This window comes from Microbacterium sp. zg-Y1090 (assembly GCF_030246945.1).
GTDB lineage: Bacteria > Actinomycetota > Actinomycetes > Actinomycetales > Microbacteriaceae > Microbacterium > Microbacterium wangruii.
Genome location: NZ_CP126742.1, coordinates 55604 through 67755, shown reverse-complemented (window position 1 = coordinate 67755; position 12152 = coordinate 55604). Strand labels below are relative to the sequence as shown.

Here is a 12152-nt window from a genome sequence, read left to right as displayed (position 1 = left end):
CACCGTCTGGCACGGCGACTAGCATGGCGTGATGGAGTCCGTCCTCCTGGTCATGGAGTCGTGGTGGTGGATCGCCCCTGCCGCCGCAGGCGCGGGAGCAATCGGCTACGGCGCGCTGACGACCGGCCGGCGGCGGGCGCGGCGGCTGGAGCTCGACGCCGCACGCCATGAGGAGCTGCTGGCTTTCCGCGCGCGGCAGGCGGCACGCGCCCGCGTCCGGGCAGCCCAGGCCGATGTGCTGAGCGCGAAGGCGCGGGACGGGATCGCGTCGCTGTCGCCGATGTCCGAGGCCCGTCGCGCGCTGCAGGCCGCCAAGCGGGCCGAGAAGCAGGCGATGCTGGAGCTGCGTGCCAGCCGCAGCAGGGTCAAGGCGGTGCGGGCAGGGTACAGCGCCGCCGGGCGGTCAGCCCCGCTGCCTCTCGAGCGGCTCATGGCCGAGCATGACGCGGTCACTGCGCGCTGGCTGGAGTACGAGACGGATGCCGCGCGGGCGCTCGCGTTCCCGCAGATGCTCGAGTCCCGGCATCCGTACACCCTCGCCTTTCTGCAGGCGCAGCGCGACGCCCATGCGCTGCGGCCGGCGTCGGCGCGGGACCGGATGAGCCCGGAGACGTTCGTGGCCTATCGCCGCGCGGTGCGGGCGCTGGAGGCGGCGTTCGCGACCGCCGAGCGCGATGCGCAGCGGGCCGCGCGGGCGAACCTGCCCGGGGTCGGCGGTCGGTCGGCGGCACCCGGGGTGACCGGATCGGGCACGCGGCCGGCCGTCGGCGCGACCGGCGCGACCGGCGCGACTCATGGTGCGACCCCGGGTGCTCCGGCATCGCGCTCGGCACCGGTCTGGCCGGTGCCCTCCCGCAGCCCTCGCCCTTCTCCGGGAGGGGAGCGGCCGGCGTCGGGCGGCGAAACGCCCCGCTAGCATGACACCGTGGACGAACTGTTCCGCTTCCTCGGCAACTACTGGTGGCTGGCCTTTCCGCTCGCGGGCGTGTTCGGCGGCCTCGGGCGTGCCTGGGAGCAAGCGGCGAAGCGCCGGCACAAGCGACGGCTCGAGGTGCTGCGCGCCAAGAGCGAGCTGAAGGCTGCGCAGGCCGCGGCGCGGGCGCGGCCGGTGGCGACGGCATCCGTCCCCACCGCGATCATGCGCCCGGCACCCGAGCCGAGCCAGGTGGAGCAGCTCTTCGCCGCGCACGACGCGGTGACGCAGCGGTGGCTGGAGTACGAACTCGATGTGGCCAAGCTCATCGCGTTTCCCACGATGAGCGACGGGCGGGAGCCGATGACCGCGGCGTTCCTGCGGGCGAAGAAGACCGCCGACCGGCTGCGGCCGCCGTCGGCGAAGGCGAAGGTCACGGCGGAGGAGCTGAACGAGTACCGCGCGGCGGTGACGGAGTTCGAGGTCGCCTTCGACCTGGCCGAACGCGAGGCGCGGCGGGTGCGGGACTCCTCGTTCACCGAAGGGGAGCGCAAGCGGCTCGCGACGGCGCAGCAGCTGCTGTCGGTGGCGGTGGATCAGGCCGCGAGCTCGTCCGAACGGCAGACGGCCTACAAGCGGGTGCGCGAGGAGCTCAACGGCTTGATCGCGCTGTCGGACGAGGCGATCGACGTGCTGAAGACGAAGGTCTCGCTGGAACTCCCGCGCGGCTCCACCCCCGCCCCCGACGCCCCATGAGTGATCGTGGCGCGCACCCCCGTGAAAGGATGCGCGCCACGGGTGCTCACTCCGTGGTGAGAGAGGAGACGTACTCCTCGTTCGCCGCCATCCAGTCGGCGACGATCGACTCGTAGTCGTCGCTGTCGTTCTCGTTGAACATCACGTTCTCGAGGGAGTACAGCGTCTCGCTGTCCATCTCGAAGGCGCTCAGCCACGCGAACACCTCGGGGAAGTCCTGCTCGAACGACGTCGACGCGAAGGAGTGGATGCCCTCGGCGTCGCCGAGCAGGCCCTTCGGGTCCTCGAGGTCCTTGATCGGGAAGGCGTCGTACGCCCAGTGCGGACGCCACAGCGTCACGAGGATGTTCTCGCCCGCCCGCGTCGCGGTGTCGAGCTCGGTCAGCATGGCCGGGGTCGACGACGTCACGTGGTCGAAGCCCTCGAGCCCGTACCCGGGGATGACGGCCGAGTCGGTGACGGTCGCCAGACCCGAGCCCGACTCGATGCCGTAGATCGTGCTGCCGAACAGGTCGGCGTTGTCGGCGAGCTCCTCGATCGAGTCGATCGGCGCGTCCTCGTTGACGGCGAAGGTCAGCTTCGCCTCGGTGTTCCAGGCGCCGAGGTCGACCATGTCATCGCCGTACTCCTCGATGTAGTCGGCGTGGGTCAGCGGCAGCCAGGTGTCCAGCGTCACGTCGTAGTCGCCGCTGGCGATGCCGTTGTACACGGCGGCGGGGTCGGCGTACTCCAGCTCGACCTCATAGCCCTGCTCCTCGAGCACGGCCTTCCACAGCTCGGACGCGGCGATGCCCTCGTCCCAGCCGTTGAAGACGGCGATCGTGATGGGGCGGTCTGCTGCGGCATCCCCTTCGGAGCCGGTGCTGTCGGACCCGCCGGCGCAGCCGGTGAGCGTCAGGGCCGCGGCCGACGTGAGCGCGAGCGCCCCCAGGATCGTGTTTCTCTTGGTCATCGTGACTTCCTCTCCCTTCGCATGCTGTGCGCGAAGCGGTCGTTGTGGTCGGGCACGGAGTCTCCGCGCCCCCCGCGAGTGATGAGCTCGCAAGTCTCAGGGCCGGATGGGCCCAGGGCCCGGCGGCGTCAGGCGGATGCCGCGGCCAGCGGCCGCCGCGTGCGCGCGGTGCGCGCGCCTCGGCTCGAGCCGCGCACGGCGAGGGCGGAGGTCATGCGGTCGAGGATCATCGCGATGATCACGACCGAGAGTCCGGCTTCGACGCCGAGGGCGATGTCGATCTTCTGCAGGCTCTGCACCACGTCGCCGCCCAGGCCGCGCGCGCCGACCATGCCGGCGATGACCACCATCGACAGGCTCAGCATGATCACCTGGTTGACGCCGGCCATGATGCTCGGCAGCGCCAGGGGCAGCTGAATCTGCCGCAGGATGCGGCCGGGCGACGCGCCGAAGGCATGGCCGGCCTCGACGACCTCGCGGTCGACGCCGCGGATGCCGAGCTCGGTCAGACGCACGCCGGGGGCGAGGGCGAACAGGATCGTCGCGACGATGCCGGGCACGACGCCGACGCGGAAGAGCATGAGCGCGGGGATGAGGTACACGAACGCGGGCATGGTCTGCAGGAAGTCCAGCACCGGTCGCACCACGGTCGAGACCGTGTCGCTGCGGGCGGCCCAGATGCCCAGCGGTATGCCGAGGGCCAGCGCGATCACCGACGCGACGATGACGAGGGCGAGCGACTGCATCGCGTTGTCCCACTGGTCGACGCCGACGATGACGAGCAGCCCCACGGTGGTGCCGGCGGCCAGCCACGGGCCCTTCGCCCAGAAGGCGAGCGCCGCCAGCACGATGATCACAGCCCAGAACGGCGGGGTCTGCAGCGTCCACTCCAGCGCGTCGTAGACGGCGAGGAACAGGGAGCGCAGCCCGTTGAAGAGCCACCCGAACGTGTCGATGAGCCAGCGGACGAAGGTCTCGGCGATCTCGCCGAGGGGAAGGCGCAGGTCGATCATCGGTCTGCCCCCTTCGCCGCGGCGGCGAGGTCGGCGGCATCGGCCTCCGCCGCGGCATCCGCTTCGGCCTGGCCCAGCTCGGCCAGCGAGGCCACGAGGTCGGCCTGCGGCACCGACGGGGCGGGCTCGATGACCGGCAGCGCCTGGGTCGTCGCCGGCACGTTACCCAGCGCGGCCAGCAGCGTCACACGCGGGATGAGGCCCACCAGGCGCCCGGCGTCGTCGACGACGGGCACCGGCACGGTGGTCTCGACAGCGCGTTCGACGACGTCGGTCAGGGGGTCGTCGGGCGAGACGGTCGGCACCGAGGCGTCGACGATCGCGCGCAGGTCGGTTTCGCCGGCCTTGATCGCCCGGATCACGCGGCGATCGCTGACGACGCCGAGCAGCCGCCGGTTCTCGGTCACGAACACGGATCCGGCCTGCAGTTCGCGCAGCGAGCGCAGCGCGCCGCGCAGTCCGGCGCTGAGGGGCGTGGTGGCGTGCGCGGGCTCCATGACGGCGGATGCCGTGAGCACCCGGGCACGGTCGACGTCCTGCACGAATTGCGCGACGTAGTCGTTCGCGGGGTCGGTCAGGATCTCCTCCGGCGTGCCGTTCTGCACGATGCGCCCATCGCGCATGACGGCGATGCGGTCGCCGAGGAACATCGCCTCGTTGAGGTCGTGGGTGATGAAGACGATCGTGCGGCCGAGCTCGCGCTGCAGCTCGACCAGCTGCTCCTGCATCTCACGCCGGATGAGCGGGTCCAGGGCCGAGAACGCCTCGTCCATCAGCAGGATGTCGGTGCCGGCGGTGAGGGCGCGGGCGAGGCCCACGCGCTGCCGCATGCCGCCCGACAGCTCGTCGGGCATGGCCTCGGCGCGGTCGGCGAGGCCGACCTTGTCGAGGATCTCCTGCGCGCGGCGACGCCGCTCGGCTTTGGCGACCCCCTGAATCTCGAGCGCGTAGGCGGCGTTGTCGATCACGGTGCGGTGCGGCAGCAGCGCGAAGTGCTGGAACACCATCGAGATCGACTGCCGGCGGATGCCGCGCAGCTCCCCGGCCGATGCGCCGGTGACGCTGCGCCCCTGCACGAGCACCTCGCCGGCGGTCGGCTCCAGCAGGCCGTTGAGCATGCGGATGATCGTGGACTTGCCGGAGCCGGACAGGCCCATGATCACGAAGATCTCGCCCGGCTGCACGGTGAAGCTCGCGTCGATGACCGCGGCGGTTCCGGCGTCGGCCACGTCGGTGCGGCTCTGTCCCGCACGCAGCCGCTTGACGGCATCCTTCGGGTTGCGGCCGAACACCTTGAACAGGTTCTTCGCTTCGACAGCGGGGGCAGCAGCGGTCACGTGGTCACCTCGGCGGCCGCACGCGGCCGCATCGGTCACGCCCGGGTGACGGTCATCGGCACCCCGGGCTCGCGCCGCCGTCTGGCGACCGACCGAGGCGCTCCGGCGACGCGCACATCGGGTGCGCGGCCCAGACCGCCGACCATACGCTCGCCCGTCCCGATCGGGCGAAGGGGGGCGACCGCGGACTGGTCTCGCGGACCTCATGGTCCTCCTCCACCGTATCGGGGCGTCCACAGCGTTCGCAAAACCGCCTCACAGAAGGGCTTGACATTGGCCGCTCACCCGTTGCATGGTTAATTAGTCAAGTAATGAACCAGCGGACGGAGCACCGTGATCGAAGACGGCAGGGCCATCTTCCTGCAGATCGCCGAGAGCATCGAGGATGCCATCGTCGACGGCAGCCTTCCGGAAGAGGGCCAGGTGCCATCGACCAATGAGCTCGCTGCGTTCCACCGCATCAACCCCGCCACGGCGGCGAAAGGAGTGAACATGCTCGTGGACAAGGGCGTGCTCTACAAGCGCCGCGGCATCGGCATGTTCGTCGCCCCGGGGGCGCGCGAGCAGTTGCGCGGCGAGCGCCGCGCGGCCTTCGCCGACCGCTACATCGATCCGCTGCTGGCCGAAGCCCGCGCTCTGGGCCTCGGCGCCGACGACCTCACCGCGCTCATCCAGCGCAGGTACACCACCACAGGAGAAGGGACGGCACGATGACTCCCGTCATCGAGGTGCAGAACCTCACGAAGCGCTACCGCGAGACACTCGCGGTAGACGACGTGAGCTTCGAGATTGAGAAGGACACCATCTACGGTCTCCTCGGCCGCAACGGCGCGGGCAAGACGACGGTCATGTCGATCCTCACCGCGCAGAACTTCGCCACGTCCGGCGAGGTGCGCATCTTCGGCGAGGATCCCTACGAGAACGCGGGCGTCCTGCAGCGCATGTGCTTCGTCCGTGAGGGCCAGAAGTACCCCGACGACGCGCTGCCCAAGCACGCGTTCGACACCGCCCGCCTGTTCTTCCCGAACTGGGACCAGGAGTTCGCCGAGCGCCTCATCGAGGACTTCCAGCTGCCGCTGAAGACGCGGATCAAGAAGCTCTCCCGCGGTCAGCTTTCCGCCGTCGGAGTGATCATCGGGCTCGCCGCGCGTGCGGAGATCACGTTCTTCGACGAGCCCTACCTGGGCCTGGATGCCGTCGCGCGCCAGATCTTCTACGACCGGCTGCTCGAGGACTACACCGAGCACCCGCGCACGGTGATCCTGTCCAGCCATCTGATCGACGAGGTGGCGAATCTGATCGAGCGGGTGCTGGTGATCGATCGAGGCAGGATCATCATGGACGAGTCGACTGACGCCGTGCGCGACCGTGCGGCCACGATCGTGGGGAACACGGCAGCGGTCGAGGCGTTCGTCGCGGGCCGCGAGGTGATCCACCGGGAGAGCCTGGGCCGCGTGTCGAGTGTCACGGTGCTCGGCACCCTCACCGACGCCGAGCGTGCGGCTCTGGCAGCACAGGGGCTGGATGTGGGCGCCGTGTCGCTGCAGCAGCTGATCGTGCGCGTCACCCAGCACGCCGCGGATACGGCGGCATCGGCGTCGACGCCGATCGACGAAGGAGCACTGCAATGAGCCGCACCATCAATGTCGTCCGGATGCAGCTGGTGAACCGGCTGACCTACATCTGGGTGCCGCTCCTTGTGCTGGCGGGCTCCCTGGTGATCACGCTGGCCATCTACGGGATCCTGGAGTACGCCGGTGTGGCAGGCCCGAAGTACGGGGGTGGCGCGCAGGCGCCGCTGTGGTACTTCGGGGTGGTCGGCATTCAGGCTCTGACCCTCACGTTCCCGTTCTCGCAGGCGATGAGTGTGACCCGGCGGGAGTTCTACGCCGGCACCGTGCTCACCGCGGTGCTCACCTCCGCTCTGCTGGGTCTGGTGTTCGTGGTCGGCGGGCTGCTCGAGCAGGCCACCGACGGGTGGGGCATGAACGGGTACTTCTTCTACCTGCCGTGGGTGTGGGAGGCGGGACCTCTCGCCGCGGGGTTCGTGTTCTTCGTGCTGGCGCTGCTGTTCTTCGTGTGTGGCTTCTGGGGCGCGACGATCTACAAGCGGTTCGGCAACCTGTGGCTCACCGTGGTGCTGGTCGCACTGGCTCTCGCGCTGGTGGCCCTGGCCTGGCTGATCACGCAGACGCAGTCCTGGGGCGCGTTCGCCGAGTGGTTCGTCGCGCAGGGGGCGCTGGGGCTGGCCCTGTGGGGCGTCGCCCTCATCGCGGTGCTGGCCGTGATCTCCTGGCGCACGCTTCGCCGCGCGGTGCCTTGACGCTTGATCGGCGCGTCGGACGCCCCGGGCTTCGGCTCGGGGCGTTCGCCGTTCCGGCGCCCGTCGCGGCCGGCTGCGATCACCGCTCGTCGGCGGCGGCGGCGTGGTGGCGGATGACCTCGGCCACGACGAACGTGAACCACTTCTGGGCGAACTCGGGGTCGAGGTCGGCCTCTTCGGCCAGGCGGCGCAGCCGGGCGACCTGCTGCTCCTCGCGGGAGGGGTCGGATGCCGGCATCCCATGCTCGGCCTTGAGGATGCCGACCTGCTTCGTGCAGCGGAAGCGCTCGGCGAGCATGAAGATGAGTGCGGCGTCGATGTTGTCGATGCTGCTGCGCAGGCGCGTCAGCGTCGTCGTGGGGTCTTCGTCGGTCATGGCATCCTCCTCGTTCGACCCTACCGGCGGGGCAGCGCCGGCCCCGCAGCGTGGCACCGGGCGTCCCCTGCCACGACCGGTCGACCGCCCCTAGAGTGTCCCCATGAGCGACGCCCCCGCCAACCCGCCCGTCGCGAACAGCGCGGTCACGCCACGCGCCGACGCAGACCCGGGGCGGCGCTCGATGAACGTGTCGAGCCCCTTCGCGCTCGGGTTCCTCCTCACCCTGGGCGGCCTCACGGCGTTCCTGCTGGGGTTGGCGATCTCGAACCTGTCGACGATTCTCATCTACGTCGCCTTCGCGCTGTTCGCGGCTCTGGGCCTCAACCCGATCGTGAGGTGGCTGGAGCACCGCAAGGTGCCGCGCGCCTGGGGCATCGTCATCGTGTTCGCCGGGTTCGCGCTGGTCATCGCGGGCCTGCTGTGGGTGGTCATCCCGACCGTCGCCTCTCAGGTGAAGCAGTTCGTCGACAGCGTGCCCTCACTGTTCTCCGACTTCCAGAAGTCCGACGTCTACGCGTGGCTCACGGCTCGATTCAGCGACCAGATCGGCACGCTCGTCACCGACGTGCAGAACTTCATCACGAACCCGTCCAACCTCGCTTCCATCGGCGGCGGGGTGCTGCAGGTCGGGGTCTCGATCGCCACGACGATCTCGGGCGTCGTGATCGTGCTGGTGCTGTCGCTGTACTTCCTCGCCTCGCTCGACACGATGAAGCGGTCGTTCGTGCGACTCACCCCCGCACGCAGCCGCAGCAAGGTGGCCGGCCTGACCGACGAGATCACCGAGTCGATCGGCGCCTACCTGATGGGCATGGTGATCCTGGCGTTCTTCAATTCGGTCGTGGCGCTGATCCTGCACCTGTTGCTCGGGCTGCCGTTCCCGGCGCTGATGACCGTCATCGCGTTCTTCCTCACGATCATCCCGCTCGTGGGACCCGTGGCCTACTGGGTGCTCGCGACGGGGCTCGCCCTGTTCTCGAGCCCGCTGGCGGCCTTGGTCTTCGGAATCGGCTATCTCCTCTACATGCAGATCGAAGCATATGTCCTCACCCCGCGTGTCATGAATCGGGCGATCTCGGTGCCGGGGGCGCTCGTGGTCATCGGCGCGCTGGTCGGCGGGACGCTGCTGGGCCTGCTCGGCGCCCTCATCGCGATCCCCGTGACGGCGTCGATCCTGCTGATCATCAAACAGGTGTGGATCCCGCGGCAGGACGCGAAGCTCCAATAGCGCCCGCGCCGCCTCCCGCTCCCGCCCACCGCCCGCAGACCGCAGACCGCAGACCGCAGACCGCGGACCGCGGACCGCAGACATCGTCTCGATTTCTCATGTGAGTTGCCGCTCACACGATGCTGGCGCCTGTCGACAGCCTGCTCGCGTCGCCAACATGCGTGTGAGCAGGAACTCACATGACCACGACGGGCGTGCTCCGTCGCGTCGTCCGTGAGTTCGGCAGTGGTCGGGCATGCACGGCGTCGGGGACAGCGACGCCCCCCATCTGCGGCGCGCCGCAGTGCACCGAGAGCGACCCTCGCCAGACCCGCGCCGGCGCGGGTCCACCCGACATGTGTGGGCGGGAACTCACATGAGAAATCGAGCGATGCTCGACCTTTCGGGCGCAGCGAGCACCGGCGCCGCGCGCGGGCGGCGGGCGGCGGGCGGCGGGCGCGGGCGGCGGGCGCGGGGGGCGGGCGGAGAGTGATCGAGCGTCAGCGCAGGGGCACGAGACAGGTCGGCGTCGGCACCGCCGTGCGCACCCGCGCCCGGCCGGGCACCCCCGTGCGCACATCGAGCGTCAGCCCGGCGACCTCGCCCGACGCCTGCCCGGCCACGAGCAGCGTGTCGAGCACGATGGTGTGATGGCGGGGACCGGCAACGCCGGCATCCGCGAGGGCGACCGGCACGAGCTCCGACCCGTCGCCGCGCACGCGCAGCACGGCGAGGGTGTCACTCCCACGGACGCCCGCGTACACGAACTGCCCATCCCGCGAGAGGCAGACCTCGGCCGCGGTATCCGAGGCCAGGGTTGCCGGCGACAACGGCCCGCCCGACACAAGACGCCACGCACCCGAGGCGTCGGGGGCGAGCACGAACACCTCTCGCGACAGCTCGGTGACGACATAGAGGTGACCGCTCGGATGCCAGACCATGTGGCGCGGCCCACTGCCCCGAGGCAGCACCACGTCGGGCAGCGCCCGCGACCCGCCACCCTCGGTCGCACGCCAGAACCGCACGAGGTCGAGCCCCATGTCGGTCGCAGCCAGCACTCCCCGCGGAAGGAACAGCGCCTGATGCGCGCGCGACGTGCGGGCAGCCTCTCCGCCCGGCTCGCCCTCGCGCTCCGGCGAGCGGTCGGCATCGGTGAGCGCTCCGCGAGCACCTGCGACGTCGCCGAGACCATGCGCGCCGAGCGCCGAGTCGTCGGGCATCGCATAATCGGGCACGAGATGCGAGAACTCCGCCCCGGCGACCTCGCGCAGCGCGCGCGCCGCAGCGGCCAGATCCCGCTGCTCGTCCTCGTCCGCGGCATCCGCCGACGCACCCGGCACACCGTGCACACCGGGCACACCCGGCACGAGTGTCGCCGACGTCCCCCGCGGCACCCCGAGCGCCATGCCCATTCCGCCGTCGGCATACGGATCCCGCGCGGCGGCCGCTGCCGCGATGGCCCCGCCACCTTCCGGGCGGCCGTCGGCGTCGAGTCGCACGCGCACGACCCGTCCATCACCCCAGCAGCTGGCGATGAGCGAGGACCCGTCGGGCGCGACCGCCACATGACACGGCGCCTCGCCGACTGCGAGGGGAGCCCCGTGCCGCACGAGCCCCGTGGCGCCCGAGCGACGGAACGCCTGCACGGTGCCCGCCCCCTCCATCGCCGCATAGACGACGGGAAATGCGGGATGCCACGTGAGCCACGACGGCGACCCGGCGGCATCCACCGCCTCGCCCTCGAACGCGAGCGGGCCCCCGGCCGAGGCGGAATCCGCCTCACCGGCGCGCAGCACGCCGACACCGCGGGCCTCGCCCCGCATGTCGGCCGTGTACCCGCCGACGAGGAACCGCATCAGTCGACGAGGTCGTGGCGCACGATCACCGCGTCGCGGGCGGGCCCCACGCCGATGACCGAGATGCGCGTGCCGCTCATGGCCTCGAGCGCGAGCACGTAGTCCTGCGCGGCCTGCGGCAGATCCTCGAAGGTGCGGGCGGTCGAGATGTCCTCGCTCCAGCCCGGCATGTACTCGAGCACCGGCTTGGCGTGGTGGAAGTCCGACTGGTTCACCGGCACCTCGTCGAACCGGCGCCCGTCGACGTCGTACGCGACGCAGACCGGGATGCGGTCGAGTCCGGTGAGGATGTCGAGCTTCGTCAGCACCAGGTCGGTGATGCCGTTGATGCGGGTGGCGTACCGGGTGATGGGAGCGTCGTACCAGCCGACGCGGCGCGGGCGGCCGGTCGTGGTGCCGAACTCGAAGCCGCGCGAGCGCAGCCACTCGCCCTGCTCGTCGAACAGCTCGGTGGGGAACGGACCCGACCCCACGCGCGTCGTGTAGGCCTTCACGATCCCGACGATGCGGTCCAGACGGTTCGGGCCGACGCCGGAGCCGGTGGCGGCACCGCCGGCCGTCGCCGACGACGACGTCACGAACGGGTAGGTGCCGTGGTCGACGTCGAGCATGGTGGCCTGGCCGCCCTCGAAGACGACGACGTCGCCCGCGTCGAGCGCGTTGTTCAGCAGCAGACCGGTGTCGCTCACCATGGGGCGCAGCCGCTCGGCATACGACAGCAGGTCGTCGACGATCTCGTCGACCGTGATCGCGCGGCGGTTGAACACCTTCACCAGCAGATGGTTCTTCTGGTCGAGGGCGCCCTCCACCTTCTGCCGCAGGATGTTCTCGTCGAACAGGTCCTGCGCGCGGATGCCGACACGGTTGATCTTGTCGGCGTATGCCGGCCCGATGCCGCGGCCGGTGGTGCCGATCTGGCGCTTGCCGAGGAAGCGCTCGGTGACCTTGTCGAGGGTGCGGTGGTACTGGGTGATGATGTGCGCGTTGGCGCTCACCCGCAGCCGGGACGTGTCGAGCCCGCGGGCCTGCAGCGCTTCGAGCTCGGCGAACAGCACCTCGAGGTCCACGACGACGCCGTTGCCGATGACCGCGTTGACGCCCGGTGACAGGATGCCGCTGGGCAGCAGGTGCAGGGCGTACTTCTCGTCGCCGATGACGACGGTGTGGCCGGCGTTGTTGCCGCCGTTGAACTTGACGACCCAGTCGGTGCGCTCCCCGAGGAGGTCAGTGGCCTTGCCCTTGCCCTCGTCTCCCCATTGGACGCCGACGATCACGATGCCTGGCATGGCTGCTCCCCCGTTAGTGGACGGTGAGAACCCATCCTATCGACCCCCACCGCCGCGCCCCCGGCCGGCAGCGGACCGACACGGGGCGTAACGCGATTTTCGGCCCGCCGCCGCGCCCGATTGGATCGAA

At 70.5% G+C, this 12152-nt stretch carries 12 protein-coding genes; 6 read left to right on the top strand and 6 right to left on the bottom strand.

Annotation, left to right across the window (positions count from 1 at the left end):
* Positions 1-31: 31 nt before the first annotated feature.
* Together QNO26_RS00315 and QNO26_RS00310 are read left to right on the top strand one after the other, a co-directional pair.
* A complete protein-coding gene (locus QNO26_RS00315) occupies positions 32-916 on the top strand; it encodes a hypothetical protein (protein ID WP_257532639.1) in 885 nt (294 codons plus the stop codon).
* A 9-nt stretch (positions 917-925) separates the two neighbouring features.
* Positions 926-1669 carry a hypothetical protein gene (locus QNO26_RS00310; protein ID WP_257532638.1) on the top strand — a complete coding sequence of 248 codons (744 nt, stop codon included), beginning with the start codon at positions 926-928 and terminating at the stop codon, positions 1667-1669.
* 46 nt (positions 1670-1715) lie between these two features.
* Here QNO26_RS00310 and QNO26_RS00305 read toward each other — a convergent pair whose 3' ends face one another.
* From QNO26_RS00305 to QNO26_RS00295, 3 genes are all read right to left on the bottom strand, one after another.
* A complete protein-coding gene (locus tag QNO26_RS00305) occupies positions 1716-2621 on the bottom strand; it encodes a glycine betaine ABC transporter substrate-binding protein (protein WP_257532635.1) in 906 nt (301 codons plus the stop codon).
* Between the two features lie 128 nt (positions 2622-2749).
* Positions 2750-3634 carry an ABC transporter permease gene (locus tag QNO26_RS00300; protein ID WP_257532633.1) on the bottom strand — a complete coding sequence of 295 codons (885 nt, stop codon included), beginning with the start codon at positions 3632-3634 and terminating at the stop codon, positions 2750-2752.
* Positions 3631-4971 (bottom strand): quaternary amine ABC transporter ATP-binding protein, encoded by a 1341-nt coding sequence (locus QNO26_RS00295; RefSeq protein WP_257532631.1) that lies wholly within the window; start codon positions 4969-4971, stop codon positions 3631-3633. Before QNO26_RS00295 ends, QNO26_RS00300 begins: the two co-directional genes overlap by 4 nt.
* Positions 4972-5304: 333 nt before the next feature.
* On the opposite strand from QNO26_RS00295, the gene QNO26_RS00290 reads away from it, so the two are divergent.
* The 3 genes from QNO26_RS00290 to QNO26_RS00280 are packed head-to-tail and all read left to right on the top strand — an operon-like array spanning position 5305 to position 7294.
* The gene (locus tag QNO26_RS00290) at positions 5305-5685 is read left to right on the top strand and encodes a GntR family transcriptional regulator (RefSeq protein WP_257532629.1); all 381 of its coding nucleotides are present in this window, start codon (positions 5305-5307) and stop codon (positions 5683-5685) included.
* On the top strand, positions 5682-6602 hold the full coding sequence (locus QNO26_RS00285; RefSeq protein WP_257532628.1) for an ABC transporter ATP-binding protein: 921 nt from the start codon (positions 5682-5684) through the stop codon (positions 6600-6602). The genes QNO26_RS00290 and QNO26_RS00285 overlap by 4 nt, the downstream gene beginning before the upstream one ends.
* A complete protein-coding gene (locus QNO26_RS00280) occupies positions 6599-7294 on the top strand; it encodes a hypothetical protein (RefSeq protein ID WP_257532626.1) in 696 nt (231 codons plus the stop codon). Before QNO26_RS00285 ends, QNO26_RS00280 begins: the two co-directional genes overlap by 4 nt.
* A gap of 79 nt (positions 7295-7373) precedes the next feature.
* Here the strand turns inward: QNO26_RS00280 and QNO26_RS00275 are convergent, their stop codons facing one another.
* Positions 7374-7670: a chorismate mutase gene (locus QNO26_RS00275; protein WP_257532624.1), complete on the bottom strand. Its 297-nt coding sequence runs from the start codon at positions 7668-7670 to the stop codon at positions 7374-7376.
* 103 nt (positions 7671-7773) lie between these two features.
* Between QNO26_RS00275 and QNO26_RS00270 the strand changes: the two genes are divergently transcribed.
* Positions 7774-8901 carry an AI-2E family transporter gene (locus QNO26_RS00270; RefSeq protein WP_306816617.1) on the top strand — a complete coding sequence of 376 codons (1128 nt, stop codon included), beginning with the start codon at positions 7774-7776 and terminating at the stop codon, positions 8899-8901.
* A gap of 479 nt (positions 8902-9380) precedes the next feature.
* Here the strand turns inward: QNO26_RS00270 and QNO26_RS00265 are convergent, their stop codons facing one another.
* Together QNO26_RS00265 and QNO26_RS00260 are read right to left on the bottom strand one after the other, a co-directional pair.
* Positions 9381-10736 carry a lactonase family protein gene (locus tag QNO26_RS00265; protein WP_257532623.1) on the bottom strand — a complete coding sequence of 452 codons (1356 nt, stop codon included), beginning with the start codon at positions 10734-10736 and terminating at the stop codon, positions 9381-9383.
* A complete protein-coding gene (locus QNO26_RS00260) occupies positions 10736-12022 on the bottom strand; it encodes an adenylosuccinate synthase (RefSeq protein WP_257532621.1) in 1287 nt (428 codons plus the stop codon). Before QNO26_RS00260 ends, QNO26_RS00265 begins: the two co-directional genes overlap by 1 nt.
* Positions 12023-12152: the final 130 nt, after the last annotated feature.

What these genes read in the sequence shown, in the direction of transcription:
- QNO26_RS00270 (WP_306816617.1), top strand. Translation starts at nt 7,774, where the DNA reads ATGAGCGACGCCCCCGCCAACCCGCCCGTCGCGAACAGCGCGGTCACG.
- QNO26_RS00275 (WP_257532624.1), bottom strand. Translation starts at nt 7,670, where the DNA reads ATGACCGACGAAGACCCCACGACGACGCTGACGCGCCTGCGCAGCAGC.
- QNO26_RS00260 (WP_257532621.1), bottom strand. Translation starts at nt 12,022, where the DNA reads ATGCCAGGCATCGTGATCGTCGGCGTCCAATGGGGAGACGAGGGCAAG.
- QNO26_RS00265 (WP_257532623.1), bottom strand. Translation starts at nt 10,736, where the DNA reads ATGCGGTTCCTCGTCGGCGGGTACACGGCCGACATGCGGGGCGAGGCC.
- QNO26_RS00285 (WP_257532628.1), top strand. Translation starts at nt 5,682, where the DNA reads ATGACTCCCGTCATCGAGGTGCAGAACCTCACGAAGCGCTACCGCGAG.
- QNO26_RS00280 (WP_257532626.1), top strand. Translation starts at nt 6,599, where the DNA reads ATGAGCCGCACCATCAATGTCGTCCGGATGCAGCTGGTGAACCGGCTG.
- QNO26_RS00315 (WP_257532639.1), top strand. Translation starts at nt 32, where the DNA reads ATGGAGTCCGTCCTCCTGGTCATGGAGTCGTGGTGGTGGATCGCCCCT.
- QNO26_RS00300 (WP_257532633.1), bottom strand. Translation starts at nt 3,634, where the DNA reads ATGATCGACCTGCGCCTTCCCCTCGGCGAGATCGCCGAGACCTTCGTC.
- QNO26_RS00305 (WP_257532635.1), bottom strand. Translation starts at nt 2,621, where the DNA reads ATGACCAAGAGAAACACGATCCTGGGGGCGCTCGCGCTCACGTCGGCC.